General features: G+C 70.5%; 20 protein-coding genes. 12 read left to right on the top strand and 8 right to left on the bottom strand.

Annotated elements, in window-relative coordinates; all coding sequences use genetic code 11:
- Positions 1-87: 87 nt before the first annotated feature.
- Together E1202_RS19570 and E1202_RS19565 are read left to right on the top strand one after the other, a co-directional pair.
- Positions 88-1,293, top strand: coding sequence for a luciferase domain-containing protein (locus tag E1202_RS19570; RefSeq protein WP_132684594.1), 1,206 nt, complete (start codon positions 88-90; stop codon positions 1,291-1,293).
- Positions 1,290-1,721 carry a DoxX family protein gene (locus E1202_RS19565; RefSeq protein ID WP_132684593.1) on the top strand — a complete coding sequence of 144 codons (432 nt, stop codon included), beginning with the start codon at positions 1,290-1,292 and terminating at the stop codon, positions 1,719-1,721. The genes E1202_RS19570 and E1202_RS19565 overlap by 4 nt, the downstream gene beginning before the upstream one ends.
- Before the next feature lie 87 nt (positions 1,722-1,808).
- On the opposite strand, the gene E1202_RS19560 is transcribed toward E1202_RS19565, so the two are convergent.
- Both E1202_RS19560 and E1202_RS19555 read right to left on the bottom strand, forming a co-directional pair.
- Positions 1,809-2,795: a DUF2804 domain-containing protein gene (locus tag E1202_RS19560; protein ID WP_165943914.1), complete on the bottom strand. Its 987-nt coding sequence runs from the start codon at positions 2,793-2,795 to the stop codon at positions 1,809-1,811.
- A gap of 70 nt (positions 2,796-2,865) precedes the next feature.
- Positions 2,866-4,254, bottom strand: coding sequence for an MFS transporter (locus E1202_RS19555; RefSeq protein WP_132684591.1), 1,389 nt, complete (start codon positions 4,252-4,254; stop codon positions 2,866-2,868).
- 400 nt (positions 4,255-4,654) lie between these two features.
- Between E1202_RS19555 and E1202_RS19550 the strand changes: the two genes are divergently transcribed.
- The 3 genes from E1202_RS19550 (at position 4,655) to E1202_RS19540 (ending at position 8,019) form a co-directional block, all read left to right on the top strand.
- On the top strand, positions 4,655-5,536 hold the full coding sequence (locus tag E1202_RS19550) for a LysR family transcriptional regulator (protein WP_132684590.1): 882 nt from the start codon (positions 4,655-4,657) through the stop codon (positions 5,534-5,536).
- Positions 5,537-5,605: 69 nt separating this feature from the next.
- Positions 5,606-6,691, top strand: coding sequence for an MBL fold metallo-hydrolase (locus E1202_RS19545; RefSeq protein WP_132684589.1), 1,086 nt, complete (start codon positions 5,606-5,608; stop codon positions 6,689-6,691).
- Positions 6,688-8,019 (top strand): MFS transporter, encoded by a 1,332-nt coding sequence (locus E1202_RS19540; protein WP_132684588.1) that lies wholly within the window; start codon positions 6,688-6,690, stop codon positions 8,017-8,019. The genes E1202_RS19545 and E1202_RS19540 overlap by 4 nt, the downstream gene beginning before the upstream one ends.
- Before the next feature lie 54 nt (positions 8,020-8,073).
- Here E1202_RS19540 and folE read toward each other — a convergent pair whose 3' ends face one another.
- The gene (folE, locus tag E1202_RS19535; protein ID WP_132684587.1) at positions 8,074-8,730 is read right to left on the bottom strand and encodes a GTP cyclohydrolase I FolE; all 657 of its coding nucleotides are present in this window, start codon (positions 8,728-8,730) and stop codon (positions 8,074-8,076) included.
- A 16-nt stretch (positions 8,731-8,746) separates the two neighbouring features.
- Here folE and E1202_RS19530 point away from each other — a divergent pair, with 16 nt between their 5' ends.
- Positions 8,747-9,010: a helix-turn-helix domain-containing protein gene (locus tag E1202_RS19530; RefSeq protein ID WP_132684586.1), complete on the top strand. Its 264-nt coding sequence runs from the start codon at positions 8,747-8,749 to the stop codon at positions 9,008-9,010.
- Between the two features lie 166 nt (positions 9,011-9,176).
- Positions 9,177-10,373 (top strand): MFS transporter, encoded by a 1,197-nt coding sequence (locus tag E1202_RS19525; protein ID WP_132684629.1) that lies wholly within the window; start codon positions 9,177-9,179, stop codon positions 10,371-10,373.
- Between the two features lie 38 nt (positions 10,374-10,411).
- Here the strand turns inward: E1202_RS19525 and E1202_RS19520 are convergent, their stop codons facing one another.
- From E1202_RS19520 to E1202_RS19510, 3 genes are read right to left on the bottom strand one after another with little or no spacing between them, the layout of a single operon-like run.
- Positions 10,412-11,752 carry an MFS transporter gene (locus E1202_RS19520; protein ID WP_132684585.1) on the bottom strand — a complete coding sequence of 447 codons (1,341 nt, stop codon included), beginning with the start codon at positions 11,750-11,752 and terminating at the stop codon, positions 10,412-10,414.
- A 21-nt stretch (positions 11,753-11,773) separates the two neighbouring features.
- Positions 11,774-12,634 carry a carbohydrate kinase family protein gene (locus tag E1202_RS19515; RefSeq protein ID WP_235878682.1) on the bottom strand — a complete coding sequence of 287 codons (861 nt, stop codon included), beginning with the start codon at positions 12,632-12,634 and terminating at the stop codon, positions 11,774-11,776.
- Entirely contained in the window at positions 12,634-13,533 is a 900-nt protein-coding gene (locus tag E1202_RS19510) for a pseudouridine-5'-phosphate glycosidase (RefSeq protein WP_132684584.1), read from the bottom strand. Before E1202_RS19510 ends, E1202_RS19515 begins: the two co-directional genes overlap by 1 nt.
- A gap of 109 nt (positions 13,534-13,642) precedes the next feature.
- Here E1202_RS19510 and E1202_RS19505 point away from each other — a divergent pair, with 109 nt between their 5' ends.
- The 4 genes from E1202_RS19505 (at position 13,643) to E1202_RS19490 (ending at position 18,346) form a co-directional block, all read left to right on the top strand.
- Positions 13,643-14,557, top strand: coding sequence for a LysR family transcriptional regulator (locus E1202_RS19505; protein WP_165943913.1), 915 nt, complete (start codon positions 13,643-13,645; stop codon positions 14,555-14,557).
- A 298-nt stretch (positions 14,558-14,855) separates the two neighbouring features.
- On the top strand, positions 14,856-16,220 hold the full coding sequence (locus E1202_RS19500) for an MFS transporter (protein ID WP_132684582.1): 1,365 nt from the start codon (positions 14,856-14,858) through the stop codon (positions 16,218-16,220).
- Positions 16,217-17,437: an aminopeptidase P family protein gene (locus E1202_RS19495; protein WP_132684581.1), complete on the top strand. Its 1,221-nt coding sequence runs from the start codon at positions 16,217-16,219 to the stop codon at positions 17,435-17,437. Before E1202_RS19500 ends, E1202_RS19495 begins: the two co-directional genes overlap by 4 nt.
- 90 nt (positions 17,438-17,527) lie before the next feature.
- Complete coding sequence (locus tag E1202_RS19490; RefSeq protein WP_132684580.1) at positions 17,528-18,346, top strand: IclR family transcriptional regulator; 819 nt, start codon at positions 17,528-17,530, stop codon at positions 18,344-18,346.
- A 4-nt stretch (positions 18,347-18,350) separates the two neighbouring features.
- Here E1202_RS19490 and E1202_RS19485 read toward each other — a convergent pair whose 3' ends face one another.
- On the bottom strand, positions 18,351-19,229 hold the full coding sequence (locus E1202_RS19485) for a polysaccharide deacetylase family protein (RefSeq protein ID WP_132684579.1): 879 nt from the start codon (positions 19,227-19,229) through the stop codon (positions 18,351-18,353).
- A gap of 32 nt (positions 19,230-19,261) precedes the next feature.
- Entirely contained in the window at positions 19,262-20,728 is a 1,467-nt protein-coding gene (locus tag E1202_RS19480) for a purine-cytosine permease family protein (protein ID WP_132684578.1), read from the bottom strand.
- A gap of 111 nt (positions 20,729-20,839) precedes the next feature.
- Between E1202_RS19480 and E1202_RS19475 the strand changes: the two genes are divergently transcribed.
- Positions 20,840-22,351 carry a PucR family transcriptional regulator gene (locus E1202_RS19475; RefSeq protein WP_165943912.1) on the top strand — a complete coding sequence of 504 codons (1,512 nt, stop codon included), beginning with the start codon at positions 20,840-20,842 and terminating at the stop codon, positions 22,349-22,351.
- Positions 22,352-22,404: the final 53 nt, after the last annotated feature.

Here is a 22,404-nt window from a genome sequence, read left to right as displayed (position 1 = left end):
ATAGCTGACTCGTCAGAGGTTGACGCAGTGAACTATTGATGATTACCGTGGCAACATCTGACTAGTCAGGGAAATGGAGGTGGGGACATGATCGGCTTCCCGGATCCGGTGGTGCTGGAACGCGGAGACGGTGCCGGCCCGCTCGTCGTGCTGCTGCACGGGCGCGGTTCGCGCGAGAGCGAGATCATCGAGCTCGCCGACTCGCTGCCCCCCGGCCTGTCGTACGCGGCGGTGCGCGCGCCGATCGCCGAGGGCGACGGTTTCGCCTGGTTCGCCAACCGCGGCATCGGTCGGCCGATCGCGGAATCCCTGCGTTCCACCGTGGACTGGTTCCGCGCGTGGCTCGACGACGTCGCGCCCGAGCGGCCGGTGCTGCTGGCCGGGTTCAGCGGCGGGGCCGCGTTCGCCGGTGGTCTCCTGCTCGACGACCCGCACCGCTTCGCGGGCGCGGCGATCCTCTGCGGCACGCTGCCCTTCGACGCCGGGGTGCCGACGACTCCGGCGAGGCTGGCAGGGGTTCCGGTGTTCCTCGCCCACGGCGAGCAGGACCGGGTGATCCCGCGCGAACTGCTCGACCGCACGTGGGACTACCTGACCGGTGCGTCCGGTGCGCCGACCTTCGCCGTGCGCTCGCCCGGCGGGCACGGCGTGACGCCCGAGGTTCTGGCGAATCTGGGGGCCTGGCTGGAGGAACGCGCCGGGTTCCTGCAGCGGTGCGGCTCCGGCCCTCGAGTTCCCGAGCGGTGGGCGGAGTTCCCCGACGGCCTGCCCGAACGGCGCGGACCACGTCCCGAGGTCAGCGACAGCATCCCGCAGCAGCAGCTGTCCGACAACGCGCCGCCGGAGCTGCAGGAGGAGCTGTTCCGCCGCATCGCCGCGCTGCCCGGGGTCACCAGCTCGCAGTCGGCCATCTCCGTCCCGGGTGCCCGCGGGTTCAGGCTGACGCCGCCGCACGCGGGCCCACCCGAGGCGTTCCTGGTTCCGCAGGCAGGCGAGTTCGCCCACCTGCACCCCGGATTCGACGGCTCGCTGCACGTCGCGCTGCCGGTCGGGTTGGCGGCCGACGCGATCGCGCGCGGCTGGGCCGTCGCCCACCCGCTGGCCGGGGTTCGGCTGACCCCCGGAATGGTGCTGGTCCACGGCCCGCGCGACGAGTCCGAACTCGACGTCGTCGCGGCCGTCGTCGCGACCGCCCGCGGGTGGGCGGCCGGTGAGGCGTCGAACCCCGCACAGGCGTCCCGGACTTCTCCGGGCAAGCGAGAACTCGCACCAGTAGAAGGAGAAATCAAGTGAACAAGCCCTCGACCGCCGGTGACCTGCTGCTGCTCGTCGGCCGCGTGGTCATCGGAGCCGTGTTCATCGCCCACGGTCTGCAGAAGTTCCTCGAGTGGGGCATCGCAGGGACCGCCCAGTCGTTCGGCCAGATGGGGATTCCGGTGCCCGGCGTCTCCGCGTGGGTCGCGGCCCTGGTGGAGACCGTCGGCGGCGCGGCCTTGGTGCTGGGCGCCGGACTGCCGGTGGCCGGCGTGCTGCTGGCGCTGAACATGCTGGGCGCGCTGGTGTTCTACCACCTGCCGACCGGGTTCTTCGTCTCCGACGCCGACGGTGGCATCGAGTACGTGCTGGTGCTCGCGGCGGCCTCCCTGGTGCTGGCCTTCCGCGGCGGCGCCTACACGCTGGACAACGCCCTCACCCGCAACAAGGACGCAGCGGCGGCCTGACCTCTCCCCGTCTCGGTCGAGGGCGCCCGCCCTCGACCGAGACGGCCGGGTCCGAGGAGAACGCCCCGGAGCCGGAGCGCTCTTCGGCTACCAGCGCCGATGCACTTCTTCGGCCCAACCGAAGTGGTCCTCGACCTGGTAGGTGCGCCCGGACCGCGAGGTGACGGTGCCGGAGAACCGGCCGAACACCTGGTCCTCCCTGCTGAGGACGATCTTCTTGTCGAACTTCGAGGCGCGGTGGAACACGGGGTGGAACTCCACCTCCACGCCGCTGCCGCGGATCTGCCACGGCGCCATCCAGTCGTCCGGGTCGTAGACCCAGTCGAGCTCGTCGCTGATCTTCTCGATGCGCCCGTCGATGCGCAGCGAGTTCTCCGTGGACGGGGTGCCGTCCGTCCACTTCGCACCGAACTGGAGGCCGATCTCGTGGCCGTCGGTGACCCCGCTCGCCGACGCCCAGTTCCACACGATCGAATACGGCCAGCGTCCCCGGCCGTGGTCCATCGTCGCGTAGGAGCCGGTACCGCCCACGACGCGCTCGCGGCCGTCGAACGAGATCTTGCCGGTGACGGGCAGGCAGTTGTCCTTCCGCGTGTACTGGAAGACCCGGTCGCTCCACGGGACCAGGACGCCCATCGACTCGTGGTCCTCGCCGATCTCCACGAACAGCTCCGCCGTCACGCGCGCGGAGTTCGCCGACAACCGGACCCCGCCGTCGCACGGGTGGATCCCGACGTCGAGGCGCTTCCCGCTGCCCACGATCGGCCGGGTTCCCCACGGCGCGGACATGGCGTGGTTGCGCTGCAACCACTTGACCTCGGCGTCGGCCGCCGAGGTCAGGGTCGCCAGATCCAGGCAGAACAGGGAGAACCCCGACTTGTAGTCGGTGTCGGAGATCGAGAACGCCAGCACCACGTCGGGGGTGACGACGCACCAGTAGTCGAATCGCTTGTTGCGGCCCCACCCCGTGAGGTTGTCGCGGTGCCGCGGGAATCTGCTCCAGCCGACCGCTCGGGGGTTCAGCCTGCCGCTGGGCAGGCACAGGTCGACGGTCTGATCGATTTCTCGTTCCACTTCGCGAACTCCAGACGAAACGGGGGGCGCTGTCTCGGCGGGCTCCCGCGCGGCAGCGCGGTTGACCGGATCACGCAGGGCTCTTGCCCAGTTCCTCGAGGATCTTCGGGTACTCCGCGTCGAGCTTGTAGAAGAGCAGCAGCACGATCATGAGCAGGCTGACGATCACGGGAACCCAGATGAACAGGGCGGAGATCATCGAGATCGCCTCGGGAGACTGGGACGCCTGGGCGCCGACGTAGCCGCTGAGCGCGAGGCTCCAGCCGATCAGCGCGCTGCCGAGTCCGGTTCCGATCTTGATCCCCATGCTGGCGCCGCTGTAGATCAGGCCTTCGATCCGCGTTCCGGTTCGCCACTCGCCGTACTCCATCGTGTCGGCCAGCATCGCGAAGATGATCCCCATGACGGCGGCCTTGCCGAACCCGCGCACCACCTGTCCGACGGTGGCCAGCGCGACGTTGTCCGGGTCGATGAGGATGATCAGCGATCCGATGACCGCGACGGCGCAACCGGCGATCGCGGTGTTGCGCTTGCCGAAGCGCTTCGCGGCCGGGACCACGAACAGGATCCCGATCAGCGTCGCGAGGGTCAGCGCGGTCGCCAGCGCACCGACCATCGCCGGGTCGCCGACGACGTACTTCGCGAAGTACACGGCCATGCCCGCGGTGATGCCGTTGAACACGTACATCAGCATCAGCACGGCGGTGATGATCGCCCAGTACTTGTTGCGCAGCAGGGAGGTGAGCCCGTCCTTGACCGAGGGACGGGCGTCGTCGGCCTGCTCGCGCGACGTCGGGTCGGTTCGTTCCACAGTGGACCGGAAAGTGACGAAGTAGATCGCGGCGGCGGCGATTCCGTACACCACGAACACCGAGACCCAGCCCGACTGGCCGCCACCGAGCGCCTCGACGAACGGGATGGTGATGTTGCTGATCGCGATGATCGCCACGTAGGCGCCGATCATCTTCGCCACGTTCAGGATCGAGCGCTGGTGCTGGTCGTAGGTCATCAGGGCGCCGAGAGTCCCGTGCGGGATCTCCACCGCCGTGTAGATCAGCAGGGCGACGTTGTAGGTGACGACGACGTAGATGATCGTCGTGACGTCGCCGCTGCCGCCGGGGATGGTGAACAGCAGGACCGCGGCGATGGCGAAGGGGACCGCCAGCCACAACAACCACGGTCGCGCCTTGCCGTGCTTGGAGCGGGTCTTGTCGAGGGCGACGCCCATCACCACGTCGCTGACACCGTCGAGGATCCGCGAGAAGAACATGACGGTGCCGATGACCCCGGCGGCGATCCCGGCGACGTCGGTGTAGAAGAAGACCAGGAACGTCGATATGCCGGTCCAGATGACGTTGTTGGCGGCACCGCCCATCCCGTAGCCGATCTTCTCCCAGCGGCCGGGCTGCGCGGAGACCGCGCTCCTGGATGCGTCAAGACTTCCTGAATGCGTCGACATCGGCGTCCTTGCCTCAGATCTTCAGTTCGAGGTGCGGTGGGGCCTGCGCGGTGCGGGGTCGGCCGATCTGAATGGTCGGAAACCCCCGCCACGCTGATGAGCCGGCAGGCCAGGGCGCGGGTGCGCACGGCGTGACCTCTTCGGGTCCCGCGCTCGCGGTACGCGAAAGATCCTCACTTATGGATCGAGGTGTGGTCCAATACCGAATCAGTCCTTCAGTGATACTCCACGCAGAACAAACGAGGTCGGGGCGGGATGTGGCCGTCAGCGCGCCGATTTCCGGTTGGTTGCGACGGCCTGTGGTTCACGACGGGGGCCACATCGGACTGTGCGGCGGACGCCGGGGCACGCCGTGCGTCACCCGCGCGTGGGTGTGTCGTGGGACGCTTACGGTAGGCGCGTGGAACGTCGTCAGCTGGAGTACTTCCTCGCCGTGGTGGACCACGGTGGGTTCACCGCGGCCGCCGCCGCGCTGCACGTGGCGCAGCCTTCGCTGTCGCACTCGATCAAGGTGCTGGAACGGGAGTTGGGCGCGGAGCTCTTCCACAGGTTGCCCCGCAGCGTGCAGCTCACCTCGGCGGGTGCCGCGCTGATCGACTCCGCGCGCAGGGCGTTGCGCGAGCTGGAGATCGGCCGGGCGGCCGTGCGGGACGTGACCGGACTGATGGCCGGCCGGTTGGACCTGGTCACGCTGCCCACGCTCGCGCTCGACCCGCTCGCGGAGGTGATCGGGCAGTTCCGGGCCCGTCATCCGCAGGTCCGGGTGCGGCTGAAGCAGTTGGAGTTCGGCGAGGGCGTGCACGCGGCGGTGCGCAGCGGTGAGGCGGAGCTGGGCCTCGCCGACGCGATGCCCCACCCGGCCGATGACCTGGAGACCGCGCCGGTCGGCGAGCAGGAGCTCGTGGTCGCGTTGCCGCCGGGCAGCACCCTGCCTCCGGAGGGGCGGATGACCGTCGAGGACCTGCTGGCCAGGGACGTGGTGACCGGGTTCGAGGGCACGCTGGTGCGCGATCTCCTGCGCGTCGAGGCCGAACGTCGCGGCGTGGCGCTCAACGTCGTGGTGGAGGTCGGGCACCGCGAATCAGCGCTGCACCTCGTGGTCGCCGGCGCCGGGTGCGCCGTCCTCCCGCACCCGCTGGCGCGGCTGGCCGAGCTGAAGGGCGCGGTGCTCTGCTCGATGGAGCCGCCGCTGAACCGTCGGATCAACGTCTTCCAGCGCCCGGGCCGGCTTTCTCCCGCCGCGCAGGAGTTCCAGCGGTTGCTGCTTGACCAGCATCGATAGAAGTGCACTATCGGATGCCGTGAAAATTCGTCTTTGTGCCGTTCGGCCGGGCGAGGTCCAATCGCCGTTGTGACTGACACCACTAGACTCCTCCGCGGCAGCGTCGCCGATCTCCGGCCGAGGGTGGTCACCCTCGGCACGGCAGGAGGGCCCCGTTGGTGGCCCGGTGCGGGTGCCGGCGAGCGCTCCGGCATCGCCACAGCCGTCATCGTCGGCGACCGCGCCTACCTCGTCGACGCCGGTCACGGCGTCGGCCGGCAGCTGAACCTTGCGGGCATCCAGGTCAGCTCCCTGCGCGCCGTGTTCATCACGCACCTGCACTCCGATCACACCGTCGACCTGGCGAGCCTGGCGCTCTTCGGCATGTTCACCTTCGGCGCGGACCAGCACCCGATCCGGATCATCGGGCCCGGCGACCGCGGTGCGCTGCCGCCCGTCGCGCCCCGCGCGGTGGTGCCGCCGTCCCCGGTGTTCGCCGAACAGCCCACACCCGGCACGGCGGCGATGTTCCACCACCTGATGGCCGCTCACGCCACCGATCTCAACGATCGCGTGCTCGACGCCCTGCGTCCCAGCCCGCTCGACCACTTCGTCCCCGAGGACATCCGCGTCCCGGAGGACTCCGGATACCACCCGAACGACAACCCGACGCCGGACGACGTGCGGCCCTTCGAGGTCTACGCCGACGAGCTGGTCACCGTCACCGCCACCCTCGTGCGCCACCCGCCGATCGCACCGGCGTTCGCGTTCCGCTTCGACACCGCTGCGGGTTCGGTCACCATCTCCGGTGACACCGCGCCCTGCGACAACCTGGTCCGGCTCGCCCGCGACACCGACCTGCTGCTGCACGAGGCGATCGACTTCGACTGGGTGCACCGCACCTACTCGGGTGGAGGCCCGACCGAGCAGGCCTCGATCGATCACCACACCAAATCGCACACCAGCCCGCAGCAGGCCGTCGACATCGCCAACGCGGCGGGCGCCCGGGCGCTGGCCCTGCACCACCTGGTGCCCGGTACCACGCCGCGATCGGTCTGGGAGAGCGCGGCGGAGCGGTGCCGCGGCGCCTTCTTCGTCCCCGACGACCTCGACGTGCTGCCCTTCGGGACGTCGCCCGGAGCTCACGTCGCGCGCGAAGAGGTGGTCGCACCATGAGCCAGACCACCGGAACCGTGGGGCAGGAATCCACTTCGGACAACCTCAACACGCGGGAGATGCGGCGCATCTTGGCGTCGAGCTTCATCGGCAGCGCCATCGAGTTCTACGACTTCATCCTGTACGCGACCGCAGCCAGCCTCGTGTTCGGCAAGTTGTTCTTCGCCGGGATGCCGCCCGCCGTGGGGCTTTTCGCCTCGTTCAGCACGCTGGCGGTCGGGTACGTGGCCCGTCCGCTCGGCGGAGCTATCTTCGGTCACTTCGGCGACCGGCTCGGGCGCAAGGGCGTGCTGATCGTGTCGATGGTGCTGATGGGCGTTGCCACCAGCGCGATCGGCATGCTGCCGACCAGCACGCAGATCGGGGTCGCGGCACCGACCCTGCTGGTCGTGCTGCGGCTGGTGCAAGGCCTGGCCGTCGGCGGTGAGTGGGGCGGCGCGATGCTGGTCGCGCTCGAGCACGCCCCGTCGACGCGGCGCGGCTTCGCGGCCAGCTTCGCCAACATGGGTGGACCGGCCGGTGCCGTGCTGGCGACCCTGGTCATGTCCGCGGTCTCGACGTTGCCGGACGCGCAGTTCCTCAGCTGGGGCTGGCGGGTGCCGTTCCTGCTCAGCATCGTGCTGATCGCGATCGGGCTGGTGATCCGGTTGAAGGTGGCCGAGACGCCGTTGTTCCTGGATCTGGGCGAGAAGGCCGAACGGCGCAAGATCCCGCTGATGGAGGTCATCACCCAGTACCCGCGGAACCTCGTGCTCGGCATCATCGCCGGGATGAGCTCCTACACCGTGCAGGGCTTGATGACGGTGTGGGCGGTGGCCTACGTCATCGAGCTCGGGGTGGACCGGACCGGAGTGCTCAACGTCAAGGCGGTCGGGGCGACCCTGACGATCGTGGCGATCTGGTTCGCCGCGCGCCTGTCCGACCGGTTCGGCCGCAAGCCGGTGATGTTCACCGGCATGCTCGCCGGGGCGGTGCTGGCGTACCCGATCATCTGGCTGCTTCAGACGGGCACGCTGTGGGGCTTCGCGATCGGGCTCTTCCTGGCCAACGGCATCGTTCAGGGCGTGATCTTCGGGCCGTTCGGCGCGTTCGTCGCCGAGCTCTTCCCGACCCGGATGCGCTACACCGGCGCGTCGTTGGCCTACCAGACCGCCTCGACCCTCGGAGCCGGGTTCACCCCGGCGATCGCCTCCGGGCTGGTGCTCGCGGCAGGGGGCCAGTTGTGGCTGGTGGCGTTGGTGTGGGCCCTGTCGTTCCTGATCTCCATCGGTTGCGTTCTGAAGACCCGCGAGGGCCGCGCCGTCGACCTCTCGTGGGAGACCAAGTAGCGGTCGGGCCGCGCGGTGCCGGACGGATTCCGAGTCCGTCCGGCACCGTCGGTTTCAGAGCCCGGTGTTGGTGAGCGCGAAGAACTCCTGCCTGGTCTGGGGGTCGTCGCGCAACGACCCCTGCAGCGCGGAGGTCACCGTGCGGGAGCCGCCCGCCTGCACGCCTCGCAGGGACATGCACAGGTGCTCGGCCTCGATCACGACGCCGACGCCCTTGGGGGCCAGCTTCTCCTGCAGCCAGTCGGCGACCTGCTTGGTGAGTCGTTCCTGCACCTGCAGGTCGCGGGCGAACAGCTCCACGACCCGCGCGAGCTTCGACAGCCCGAGGATGCGCTGGTCGGGCAGGTACCCGACGTGCGCGATCCCGTGGAAGGGCAGCATGTGGTGTTCGCACAAGGACTGCACCGGAATTCTCTTGGCGAGCACCAGCTCGTCGTAGCCCTCGTCGTTCGGGAACGTGGTCAGGTTGAACTCGCGCGGCGTCAGCAGTTCCGCGTAGCTCGCCGCCACCCGGCGCGGGGTGTCGGCCAGGTGCGGGTCGGAGGGGTTCTTGCCCATGGCGATGAGCAGGTCGGTGACCGCCCGCTCGGCCGCGTCCGGGTCGTAGCCCTGGCGTCCGTGCACCACGTGCAACGCCCTGGCCCCGCCGCGCTCGGGCAGGACGTCCTCGGTCAGGTCGACGTTCACCGCACCTGCGGCCTGCGGCCTCATCGCGCACCGCGCCGGGGTGGCCCTGCGGGTCCTCGAAGACCACGGCTTCGAACCGCGGGAGGAGGGCGCCGAAGTCGCGCTGGTCAACTGCCCGTTCCACGCCCTGGCCCAGGAGCACACCGCGCTCGTCTGCGGGATGAACGTGCAGCTGTGCAGCGGGCTTCTCGCCGTAGCCGGCGTCACCGGACTCGCCGCCCGGCTGGATCCGCGACCCGGCCACTGCTGCGTGCGCCTCACCCCGGACACCCGATCCGCAGCCCTGATCCCGCACGGTCAGTAGTCGACAGTGCTGGAAGGTGCCGTGCCCTGGTCTGAGCTGGAAAGCTGCGGGCTGTTGCCGTCACGGCGGCGGAAGTCAGCCGCGCGACGCGCATCCCGTCCCGGCTCCGGAAAGGCCCTTCGTGTCGAACGCCGCTGTTCACCCCGCTCACCGCCGCGTCGTGGGTGTGCTCGTCGCCGCCCAGGTCCTCAGCGGAGCCGGGCTCGCCGCCGGCATCACAGTCGGTGCCCTGCTGGCCCAGGACCTGCTCGGCACCGGCCTGTCGGGTCTTCCCAGCGCCCTGTTCACCATCGGTTCGGCCGCCGCGGCAGTGCTCGTCGGGCGCCTCTCGCAGCGGTGGGGGCGGCGCGCGGGGTTATCGCTGGGCTACGGCGCCGGGGCCCTCGGCAGCCTCGGTGTCGTCGTGGCAGCCGCACTCGGCAGCGTGGCCCTGCTGTTCTCCGCGCTGTTCGTCTACGGCGCCGGCACCGCCGCCAACCTCCAGGCCCGCTACGCCGGAGCCGATCTCGCGCCCGAGCAGCACCGGGGCCGGGCCGTGAGCACCGTGCTCATGGCCACCACGCTCGGCGCCGTCGCCGGACCGAACCTGGCCACGATCACCGGCGATCTGGCCGACGCGCTCGACATCCCGCGGTTGGCAGGGCCGTTCCTGCTCGCCGCGGCCGCCTACGCTGCTGCCGCGCTCGTGCTCTGGGTGATGTTGCGGCCGGACCCGCTGCTGACCGCGCGCGAGCTCGCCGCGAGCGCTCCGCAGGACACCGGTGCGCGGCACCGCGTCACCGGGGTGTCCGGAGGTGGCGGTCGACTCGTGCTGGGCGCGTCGGTCATGGTGCTCACGCAGCTCGTGATGGTCGGCATCATGACGATGACCCCCGTCCACATGCAGCACCACGGCCACGATGTGGGTGCCGCCGGGCTGGTCATCGCCGTGCACGTGGCCGGCATGTACCTGCCCTCGCCGATCAGCGGCCTGCTCGCCGACCGGTTCGGCCGCCTGCCCGTGGCGACCGCCGCGGCCGTCACGCTCCTGGCGGCCGGTTTGCTCGCCGCTCTCGCCCCGCCCCACTCGGTTCTGCTCCTGGCGCTCGCCCTCGGGCTGCTCGGTCTCGGCTGGAACTTCGGCCTCGTCAGCGGCACGGCGATCATCACCGACACCGTTCCGCTCGCGACCCGCGCCAAGACCCAGGGGACGGTGGACGTCGCCATCGCCATCTCCGGCGCGGGCGGCGGCATGGCCTCCGGTCTCGTCGTCGCCGGCAGCGGCTACGCCACGCTCACGATCCTGGGCGGAGCGCTGGCGCTCGCGATCATCCCCGCCGTGGCCTGGACCGCACGAACCCGCTCGCCCGAATCCCTCGCGTGAAGCGCGGTCTCCCACGCGCGGGAGACCGCGCGGACCGCCTACTGCCGTTGCCCCGCGGGCAGGACGAAGGACACCGCGAGCGCGAGCAGCGAGATCATCACCGCGACGCCCAACGCCCACTGGTACCCACCGGGCTGGCCGACCAGCGACGACAGCACCGCGGTCCCCAGCGACGCACCCACGTTGAACGCGGCGGAGTTCAGCCCGGGCAGCAGCCCCTGGTTGTCGGCGGGGGAGTACACCACGCCCATGGCGTTGAGCATGATGTTGGCCATCCCGGCCGCCGTCACGCCGAGCAGCACCGCGCAGCCGACGAGCACCGCCGGGGAGGAGAGCCCGAACATCATGATCACCAGCGCCACCACGCTGCCGAGCACCCCGACGCGGAAGACCCTCCGGTACCCGATGTTCTCCGCGAGCCGGCCCGCGAACGGCGCCACAAGCCATCCGACCAGGGCGTACGGCGTGAGGTAGAGCAGCGATGCGGTGCTCGCGCTCATCCCGAAACCCTCCTGCGCCAGCAGCGGCAGGACGAAGTTGATCGCCGCGAAGACTCCCGCGAGCGTCAGCGTCGTGGTGAGCAGCAGGCCCCACGTACCGCGGTCGCGCATCTGCCGCACCGGCACCAGGCTGTCCGGGCGGCGTCGCTCGACCAGGACGAACACCGCGAACAGCGCCGCAGCACCACCCACCAGGAGGACGCCCCCACCGGAGATCCCCACGGTGAGCAGGCCGATCGTCGCGCACAGCAGGGCGACGCCCCGCCAGTCCATCCGCGCCCCGGCTGAGGGCCGGCTGTCGGGAAGCCACCGCCACACCAGTCCAGCGGCGATGAGCCCGACGAGGAGGATCGTGGCGAAAACACCGCGAAAACCGACGGTGTCGACGATGACGCCACCGAGGAGGGCATCGACCCCGGCGACCCCGCCGTTGACACCGGTGATGATCCCGACGTGCAGGCCGAACCGGTCGGGCGGCACGGCATCCCGCAGCACCATCAGCGACATCGGCACGAGCACGCCGCACACGCCCTGCACGCCACGCGCGGCGTAGAGGACTTCGATGTTCGGCGCGAGCAGGCCGATGACGGTGCCCGCGTTGGTCACCGCCACGACGCCTAGGATCACCGGTCGGCGACCGGCGATGTCGGACAGCCGGGGCAGGAACACCCCGAACAGCGCGGCGGAGAGGAAGAAGATGGTCGCTTGGAGGCCGACCTGATCGGCACCGGCGTCCAAGCGCTCACCGAGGTCGGTGACGGCCGGGCTGAGCATGGTCGCGTTGAGCTGGAAGAGGACCACCGCGCCGATCAGCGCGGCCATGAGGCGGCCGACCGGGGCCTGCTGCCCGCGGGATTCGGCCAAGCGCACGTGCTCCATCGAACGCACCACTTTCCGAGATCAGGCCGGGCGCATCGTGGCGCCCGGGGCGTTGAGCACGCGCGCGGCGAAGGCGTGCCCGTTCGTGCAACAGGTTTCGACGGGGGCGCCCTCCAGGAGCGCGGTGAGGAAGCCCGCGGCGAACGCGTCCCCGGCGCCGGTGAGGTCGCGGACCTCCTCGACCGGTGCCACGGGCACGTGGTGCGGCGCGGCACCGGGAGCGAGCACCGCGGTCGGGTCGGGGCCGTTCTTGACCACCGCGGTGGTCTTCGGCAGCTCGGCGTCGCGCAGGCCGAGCAGCTCGGCTTCGGCCGCGTTGGCCAGCAGCAGGTCCGGTTCCAGCTCGGCGACGAGGTCCAGGAACCGGTCCACGCCGTGGTGGCGCAGCATCCCGGTCGACGAGGCGTCCAGCGACACCGAGCCGCCTTCCGCGCGCACCCGGCCGACCGCGGCGATCGCGGCGTCGCGGACGGCACCGCCCGCGAAGGAGTACGCGGGCACGTGCAGGTGCGCGAGCCCGTCGGTCCAGGACGGCTCCACGTCGTCGAGCAGCACCGAGGCGCCCCGGTCCGGCAGCATGGCCCGCTCGCCGCGCTCGTCGATGAGCACCACGATCGTGCCGGTGCGGCCGCGGCGCTGGACCCGGACGTCCACCCCGTGCGAGGACAGCTCGGCCACCAGCGCGTCCCCGGCGAAGTCGGCGCCCACCGAACCGAGGAAGCGCGTGGGGCAGCCCGCGAAAGCGGCGACGTTGGCCGCGCTCCCGCCGCGCACCCGGTGGATCTCCACGTCGGTGTCGGTGGCCTGCTGCAGAGGTTCGCGCAGCCAGACGACGACGTCCTCGACGAGGTCGCCCAGCACGCCGAGCACCTTGCGCCCCATCACGCCCCCATCGCCTTGGCGATCTCGGCGCCGAGGGAGACGTTGTTGCGGTACACGGCGATGTTGACGTCCAGGCTGCGCCCGCCGGTCGCCTTGACGATGTGGTCCAGCAGGAACGGTGTGGTGTCCTGGCCGACGATGTTCTGCTCGCGGGCCGCTTGCCACGCCTCGGCGACCACGCGATCGTGCAGCTCGGGCGGGAGCTGCTCGTCCTCGGGAACCGGGTTGGCGATCAGCAGCGCCGCCCGCAGGTCCAGCTCCCGACGGGCGCGGGCCATCGCAGCCGCCTCCCGGGGGTCGGCGACCGAGAAGTCGATCTCGTACCCGGAATCCGCGACGTAGAAGCCGGGGTACCGGTTCGTCCGGTAGCCCACGACCGGGATGCTGAGGGACTCCAGCCGTTCCAAGGTGGCGGAGATGTCCAAGATGGACTTCGCGCCCGCGCTGACCACCAGGATCGGCACGTCGGCGAGGGTGAACAGGTCTGCGGACTCGTCGAAGCTGGTGCCGGCGCCTTCGTGGACACCGCCGAGACCACCGGTGGAGAACACCTCGATGCCGGCCTTGTGCGCGAGCAGCGCCGTGGCCGCGACGGTGGTGCCGCCGGAGAGCTCCTTGACCGCGGCGACCGGCAGGTCGCGCACGCTGACCTTGACCGCGTCGTCCTCGTGGGACAGCCGCTCGATCTGGTCGTCGCTGAGCCCGATCGTCGGCACGCCGTCGACGACGCCGATCGTCGCCGGGGCCACGCCGGATTCCCGGAGCCTGGCCTCGGCTTCCCTGGCGACCTCCAGGTTGCGCGGGCGCGGCAGCCCGTGCGTGAAGATCGTCGACTCGAGCGCGACCACCGGGCGACCGGTGGCGACCGCGTCACGAACTTCCGTTGACACCACGAACATCTGCGCGAACCTCCGACGGGATCTCCTGCTGGTGGCGAGAAATCTAGAGCCGTCGGTGCGTGGGAACAACGAACAATTCGGACGCGACTGATAGCGTCACACTATGGGTGTGACGTTGCGGCAGCTCGAGGTGTTCGTCGCGGTCGCCGACGAGTCGCACTTCGGGCGCGCGGCGCAGCGCTTGCACTGCTCGCAGCCGGTCGTGAGCCAGGAGATCCGGCGCTTGGAAGGTGCTGTGGGCACGACGCTGTTCGACCGCTCGACCAGGACCGTGGCGCTGACCGAGGCGGGAGCGGCGCTGCTCGAGGACGCCCGCGCGCTGTGCGCCGCAGCGGGAGCTTTCGTCGCCCGCGCGCGCCGGCTCACCGACATGCGGTCGCGTCGGCTGCGCATCGCGGTGACGCCGAGCGTGATGGACGAGATCCTGCCGGTCGTCCTGCGCCGCGCGGAGGCGGCGATGCCGGACGCGGAGCTGCTGGAAGTCCCCGTGGAGACCGGGGAAGTGGCCGACGCCCTGGTGAACCGCGACTGCGATGTCGGCCTCGGCCGGTTCGTGACACCGCCGCCGCACCACCGGTCCGACCTGGTGCGCACCGAACCGGTTCTGGTCGCGCTGAGCGAGAAGCACCCGCTGGCCGGGGAAGAGGCGATCGACCTGGCGGAGATGGGTGATCTGCCGCTGCTGCTCTGGCCGCGCGAGCAGAACCCCGACTACTACGACGAGCTGATGCGCATCTGCGCCGACCGCGGCTTGAACCCGCTGGTGCTGGTCAGCCCGCCCCGCATCGTCGGCGGCCGGTCGTACCTGATCGCCGACGGGCGCGCGTTCTCCCTGATCCCGGCCTCCACGGCGGGTCGGGTCACCGACGGCGTCGGAGTCGTGCCGTTGCGACGCCCCGCGACCCTGCCGCTGTCGGTGATCTGGCTCGCGCGGGACCACCGGCCGGTGGTGGCGGAGTTCCTCGCCTTGGTCCGCCAGGTCGGGGCCGAGCTGGAGGGTGAACAGCGGTACCCGCGCACGTGAGCGCGCGACCTTCCTGAGTTCAACCCAATGTTGCTTCGAGCGCAATCATGTTGCGCTAAGTGTCCGCCGTCGGGGTGTTTGGGTTTGCCCGGGTCTGCACGAGAAAGTGCTTTTCACCTGCGAGTATGAGGCTTCGGGGTGCTCTCGTGGGCCGAGGTGGGCGTTGACAGTGCGGCGCAGGGTCCCTACGTTGCAGAAATCGCAACTGTGTTGTTTCTAGTGAACCAGGCTAGGTGAAAGGGGACGGTGCGGGTTCGCACCTGCATCGCCGACTCGACCCATCGGGGAGTGGGCAAGCATGCCTTCCAGCACGTCCGATCCCGGGCGGAGAACGCCTGCGCCGTCGACGATGCGCCGCGTCGTCAGCGCCAGCTTCATCGGCAACCTCGTCGAGTGGTTCGACTACGCCGTGTACGGCTACCTCGCCACCACGATCGCGAGCGTGTTCTTCCCGGGCACCTCGCCGACCGCCGGGCTGCTGGCCACCTTCAGCGTGTTCGCGCTGTCGTTCGTCATCCGTCCCGTCGGCGGCCTCTTCTGGGGGCACTTCGGTGACCGGTTCGGCAGGCGCAACGCGCTGTCGCTGTCGATCCTGATCATGTCCGCCGCCACCTGCGTGATCGCCCTGCTGCCCGATTACGCCGCCGTGGGCGTCGCCGCGCCCATGCTGCTGCTCGCGACCAGGCTGGTGCAGGGCTTCTCCGCGGCGGGTGAGTACGCGGGCGCCTCGGCGTTCCTCTTCGAATACGCGCCCAGGGGCCGGAAGGGCGCCTACACCAGCGTCGTGCCCGCCAGCACCGCCTGCGGGCTGCTGCTCGGCTCGGTCGTGGTCACCGCGCTGACCTCGATGCTCTCGGACGAGGCTATGGCCTCCTGGGGCTGGCGCATCCCGTTCCTGCTGGCCGCGCCGCTGGGGCTCATCGGCCGCTACATCCGGCTCAAGCTCGAGGACACCCCCGAGTACCGGGAGCTGGAAGGCCGGCAGTCCGCGGTGCAGGCGCCGCTGCGGGACACCTTCGCGCACAACAAGCGCCGCCTCCTCGTCGCGTTCGGGGTCACCAGCCTCAACGCCGTCGGGTTCTACATGCTGCTGAGCTACATGCCGACCTACCTGTCGACCGAGCTCGGGCTGGGGGAGACGAGCTCGTTCGCGTCCACCGGCGTGACGCTCGTGGTCTACATCGGGGCCGTGCTGCTCATGGGCCGCCTCTCCGACCGGGTCGGTCGAGCGAGGATGCTGACGCTGGCCGGAGCGCTGTTCGCGGTGCTCGCGGTCCCGGTCTTCCTGCTCCTGGGAACCGCGGGCGTGGTCGGTGTCGTGCTGATCCACACGGCGCTGGGCATCGTGCTCAGCACCAACGACGGCACGCTCCCGGCATTCCTGTCCGAGCTGTTCCCGACGCACGTGCGCTACAGCGGTTTCGCGCTCAGCTTCAACACGGCCAACGCCCTGTTCGGCGGGACGGCTCCGTTCGTGGCCACCTCCCTGATCCGCGCGAGTGCCGACCCGGTCGCCCCGGCCTGGTACCTCGCCGCCGCAGGGGTCGCCGCCGTGCTGGTCATGCGCGCCGCGCGTCACGTTCCACCCGGTTCCGACCCCGACGGGCCGGCGCCGGGGTCCGCACAGCGCGGCACCGATCACGAGAAAGGATCTGCTCGATGAGCATGGAACGCCTCAAGACCATCCACAACGGACAACGCGTCGCACCGACGTTCTCCGAGGCGGAGATGCGGCGGCGAGTGGACGTGCTGCGCCGGCGCATGACCGAAACGGGCGTGGACGCGGTCGTCTTCACCAGCTACCACAACATCAACTACTACAGCGACTTCCTCTACACGGCGTTCGGGCGCAACTACGCGCTGGTGGTCACGCAGAACAGCCACGTCACCGTGTCGGCCAACATCGACGCCGGGCAGCCGTGGCGGCGGAGCTTCGGCGACAACGTCGTCTACACCGACTGGCAGCGCGACAACTTCGAGCACGCCATCGCCACGGTGCTCTCCGACGCCGGGGTCACCAAGGGGCGGCTCGGCGTCGAGGACGACGAGCTGGCGCCGGCGCTGCGCGCGCGGATCGCCCGGGTCCTGCCGGGATTCGAGTTCACCGACGTCTCCGCGACGGCCATGGCCCAGCGGATGGTGAAGTCCTCGGAGGAGATCGCGCTGATCAAGGAGGGTGCTCGCATCGCGGACCTCGGCGGGGCCGCCGTGACCGCCGCGGTCGCCGAAGGCGTGCCCGAGTACGAGGTGGCGCTGGCGGGCACCCAGGCGATGGTCCGCGAGATCGCCCGCACCTTCCCCGACGCCGAGCTGCGGGACACCTGGGTGTGGTTCCAGTCCGGGGTCAACACCGACGGCGCCCACAACTGGCCGACCTCTCGCAAGGTCCAGCGCGGCGACCTGCTGAGCCTGAACTGCTTCCCGATGATCGCCGGGTACTACACGGCCCTGGAACGCACCCTGGTCTACGGCGAGGCCAGCGCGGCCCAGCTGCGGTACTGGGAGGTCAACACCGCGGTGCACGAACGCGGCCTGGAGCTCATCCGCCCCGGAGAGGTGTGCGGGGACATCGCCGCGGAGCTGAACAAGGTCTACGACGAGCAGGAGCTGTTGCAGCACCGCACCTTCGGGTACGGCCACTCCTTCGGCGTGCTGTCGCACTACTACGGCCGGGAAGCGGGCCTGGAGCTGCGCGAGGACATCGAGACCGTCCTCGAACCCGGGATGGTCGTGTCCATGGAACCGATGATCACCATCCCGGAGGGGCGGGAAGGAGCGGGTGGGTACCGCGAGCATGACATCCTCGTGGTGACCGAGAACGGCGCGGAGAACATCACCCGCTTCCCCTACGGACCCGAGCACAACGTCCTCCCCGCCTGACGGCGGATCGCAGGCCACGCCGGTCTCCGGGTTCGGAGGCCGGCGTCGTCGCGGTCCCGAGCGGTGTGCGGCGGTGCAGGAGGGAAGACGATGAGCGACAACGACGAACTCGACCGGCAGGAGGCCAGGAGCGCCAACTCGGTGCTGCACAACGGCATCCGCGTCCTGCGCTCGTTCTCGGTCGATGAGCCCGCGCTCGGCGTCACCGAGATCGCCCGCCGGGTGGACCTGCACAAGAGCACCGTGTCGCGGCTGCTCAACCAGCTCGAGCAGCTCGACCTGGTCCTGCGGGACCCGGAGAGCGGGCGCTTCCGGCTGGGGCTCGGACTGATCGGCATCGCCGGTCCGCTGCTGGCCAACCTCGACGTCCGGCGCGTGGCCTACCCGTCGCTGGAGCGGCTCACCGAACGCACCGGGGAGACCAGCGCTCTCGTCGTGTGGAGCGGCCACGAGTCCGTCTCCGTCGAGCAGGTACCGAGCCCGAAGCTGGTCAAGCACACCACCCCGATCGGGACCCGCTACACCACCGCGGCGAGCTCGTCGGTGCAGGTGTTCCTGGCCGAGCTGCCGGAAGGGCGCGCCAGGGAACTGCTGGAACGGGGGCTGGTGCGCTCGGAGCGCCGGGACGACGTCGAGGTGAGCGCCTACCTCGAACGACTCGCCGCGGTGCGCGCTTCGGGCGTGGCGATCAACGCCGGTGAGACCCACGTCGAGGAGGTCGGCATCAGCGCGCCGGTGCGCGACCACCGCGGACATCTCGTCGCCGCCCTGCTGCTGTCGGCGCCCAGCTTCCGCGTGTCGGAGCAGCTGCGCGACCAGCTGGCCGGAGTGGTCCGCGAGACGGCCGCGGAGATCTCGACCCGCTTGGGCGCACCGGGGTGCGGCGGCGACGCGCTGCCGCACCCCTGAGCGGTCACACCGGCACGTCGGTCAGCCGCTCGTGGGTGCGGGCGGGACCGCAGACCGGTCGCGCGTGCGCGGCGATCTCGGCGAGCGAGGTCACCCACATGCCGTCGAGCGAGCGCAGCAGCTCCAGCAGCCGGTCGAGGACGTTGGCCTTGGCCGGGCGCCCGGACAGGAACGGGTGGGCGGTCAGGACGAAGCAACCGCCCTCGGCGTGCCGCGTCGTGGCCTCCAGCGACCACATCTCCAGCGCCTTCAGCGGGCTCTCGATGACACCGCTGCCCGTCCAGCCGGGGTAAAACGCGAACTGCTCCCAGTCGTCCAGCGACCAGTCCACCGGGATCTCGACCAACTCGGTCGACCCCGGCCCGGAACTGGTCATCAGGTACGGGACGTCGTCGTCGAGCAGGCTGGAGTCGTAGCTGAAACCGCGTTCCGCCAGCAGCTTCGGGGTGTGCCAGTTCATCTCCCACCACGGCGCGCGGTAGCCGGTCGGCCGGACACCGGCGACGCGTTCGAGCGCCTCGAGCCCGCGGTCCAGGTACTCGGCCTCCTTGCCCTCGTCGAGCCCGCGCATCGACTCGTGCACGTACCCGTGGTGGGCCACCTCGTGACCGTCGTCGACGATGGCGCGCACCGCGTCCGGGTAGCACTCGGCGGTGTAGCCGGGGACGAAGAACGTCGCCCGCACGTCGTGCCGCCGCAGCACGTTCAGCAGCCGCGGCACGCCCACCCGGGGGCCGTAGGACTGGTGCCCCATCAGGGACATGCGCTCCACCGAGCCAGGATCCTGGACCAGGGCGCAGGATTCGGCATCGACGTCGAAGGTCAGCGCGGCCGCGGCGCGAACACCGCGCTGCCACGGGAAGGAACCGGGAGTTCCGGACATGGTCACCTCGTTCCACATCGGAATGGCACTGCTCAGGAGGGGGCGTGATCGGGCTCGCGCTTCGGCAGCTGCTCGGGCAGGTGACGGCGGTGCACGCGCGGTCCCAGCACGGCGTAGAGGCCCGCCGAAACGAGTCCACCGGCCAGCCAGGACAGGTCGATGCCGCCCATCGCGCCGGCGATCGGTCCCTGGAAGACCTCCAGGACGCCGTGCATGAACAGCCAGGTGGAGACCACGCCCGCGCCGAAGGAGACCACCGCCGCCCAGTTGACGTCCGGCAGGAGAGCGCTGCCGACCGGCGCGAACAACCGGTCCGTGCGGCTGCTGTCGCGTTCGAGCGCGAAGAAGTGGACGAGCATGATCCCGGCCCAGGAGGCGACCCAGGCGACGAGCGAGACGAGCCAGGAGTCCAGCACGGACGCGAGGTCGCCGTGGAAGACGAACAGCGCCACGCACAGCATCGCGAAGACGCCCACCAGGACGCTCAGCGTGCGGCGCGAGGCCTTGACGTCCAAGGCCTGCGCGGCGACGCCGAAGGTGTAGATGTTGAGGATGTTCGTGGCGATCGGCCCGTGCACCACCAGGAAGAGCACGGGCACGGCCAGCGAGCCGTAGTTGTCGACGATCAGGCGTCCGGGATCGGCCTCGCCGTTCTTGGTGGCCAGCGAGGCGCCGAGGACTCCGAGCCAGACGACCGGGAGGAACTGCCCCAGCGTGCTGGCGAGGTAGAGCCTGCGTCGCGGCACGGTGGTGCTGACGAACCGCGAGTAGTCGGCCGCGTAGGTGAACCAGGTGATGCCCCAGCCGATGCCGATGGCGGTCATGACCGCGGTCATCGCGCTGAGGCGCTCGAGGCCGGTGAGCACCTGTCCCGGCGGGCCCGCGTAGCTCCAGTCGATCTCCAGCCCGGTCCACGCGACCAGCGACATGAGGACCAGCACGGCGATCGTCGGTGGGACGGTCCAGCGTTCGAAGCTGGCGATGGCGCGGTACCCGAACCAGGAGATGAGCACCTGCGCGCCCATGATCACCGCGGCCACGACGAGCTTCGCGGCGTGGTTCTCGGCAGCCGGGTCCACCGCGCCGAGCTCGCTGAGCAGCGCCATGACCAGGTCCAAGATGATCCAGGTGTTGACCGCGCACCACCCGACGGCGAGCAGGGCCTGGATCGCCGCGGGCAGGTACGCCCCGCGGCGGCCGAACGCGGCCCGGGACAGCACCATCCCGGTCGCGCCGGTGCGCTGGCCGAGCAGCACGAACAGTCCGAACAGGGCCATCCCGACGAAGTTGCCCGCGATGAGCACGAGCAACGTGTCGGACAGCCCGAGGCCGAGCTCGATGCCCAGCGCCCCCAGCACCCAGTTGATCGGTGCGATGTTCGCGCCGGCCCAGATCCAGAACTGCCCCGAGACCCGGCGCGTCCTGGACTCGTCGGGGATCGGCTGCAGGCATTCCTCCAGGTCACCTCTTGCGGGGTCGTCACCTGCCGGACTCGTCATCGGGTCTCCCCTCCACGCTGGCATTGGTGAGATCTCATGCTTCTGGCCGGGGAGGGAGGAAACAAGGTACATTCCGTCAACCAAATGTCGATCGCAGTTGGACGATCTGTCATGAAGATGTCGCTCGACGAGGTGCTGCGCCACCGCAGCGTGCAACGCGGGGAGCCGGTGCTGCTGGTCGGTGCCGAGGCGGCTTCGCGCAGCGTGCGGTGGGTGCACTCCAGCGAGGTCATTGACATCGCGCCCTTGCTCCGGGGCGGGGAGCTGCTGCTCACCGGGGGAGTGGTGCTCTCGGAGGTCTCGCCGTCGCGTCAGCGCTCCTACGTCCGCGACCTGGCCGCTCGCGGGGTCACCGCGTTGGCCGTGGAGACCGCCAGCAGCGGTCTCGGAGTGCCCGACGCCCTGATCGACGAGTGCGCCAAGCACGGGTTCCCGCTGATCCGGTTCGACCGCCCCGTCCCCTTCGTGGAGATCACCGAGGGCATCAACGGGCTGATCATCAACGATTCGGTGCAGCGGCTGCGCCTGGCCGACTCGATCTCCGACGCGCTGTCGGCGGAGCTGACCTCCGGGGCGGGCCTGCAGGAGCTCACCGGCGCGCTCGCGGAGCTCACCGGCGCCGCTGTCGTCGTGCGGGATCGCTCGGGCGCGGTGCTCACCCGGGCGCCGGAGCGGGCAGCCGATGACGCGGGCGAGGTCGTGACCTGGCGCGCCACCGTCGCGGTGCACGGCATCAGCACGGCGAACCTGGAGGTGCTGGCCGCGCCGGGTGCCGATCCGCTGGTGCTGGAAGCCGCGCTCGGCCGGGCGCCGCAGGCGTTCGCCCTGGCGCTCCTGCGCGCGCAACCGCCCACTCCGCGGATGCGCGCCACCCGCGCGCTGTTCCAGCACCTCCGCGATCCCTCCGCCGCGCACGACGACCTCGACGTCCTGCTCGCCAACTCCGGTCTGGCGGGCACGGACGCGTTCGTCGCCGTCGTCACCGGTGGCGACGACCCGGGGGTGCGCGAAGCGCTGGAGCAGCAGTTGCAGCGGAACGGGCGGATGGCGGTCGGTCATGCCGATGAGCACGAGTACCTCGCCCTCGTCGCGCTGGACGCGCGGCGGCCCGAGCGCTCCCGGCGGGATCTGATCGACGACGTGCGCCAGCTCGGCGTGCTCGGGCCGGAGCACCCGGCCGTCGGGATCGGTCCGCTGGTGAGCGGAAGCGGCGGGATCCCGCACGCGGTGGCCGAAGCGCGTCGCTGCCTCCAGCTGGATCTCGCGGACGGTGAGACGCCCCGGGTCGTCGACGCCGCCGACTGGTCGCTGCACCGGCTCGTGCACCAGCTCGACGCCGACGAGGTCCTGCAGCGGTTCATCCGCGAGCAGCTCGGGGCGTTGCTCGACGAGCCGAGCGAGACCAGGGGCCGCCTGCTGCGGACCCTGGAGGTCTTCTTCGACTGCGGGGCCAACAAGACCCGGGCCGCCGAACGCCTGCACGTGCGCAGGCAGACCCTCTACCAGCGGTTGGACAAGCTGTCGGCATCGCTGGGGATCGACGTGACCGATCCCGAGAAGCTCGGGGATCTGCACGTCGCGGTCCGGCTCCGCAACGTCCTCACCGGCCGCGGCCGAGGCTGAGCCGCTCGTGCTCCGAGGAGGAGTTGCTCCCTTCGTCCTCGAGGTGCGAACTT

The organism is Saccharopolyspora karakumensis (assembly GCF_004349225.1).
GTDB classification, from domain to species: domain Bacteria; phylum Actinomycetota; class Actinomycetes; order Mycobacteriales; family Pseudonocardiaceae; genus Saccharopolyspora; species Saccharopolyspora endophytica.
This window is presented reverse-complemented; position numbering and strand designations above follow the sequence as displayed.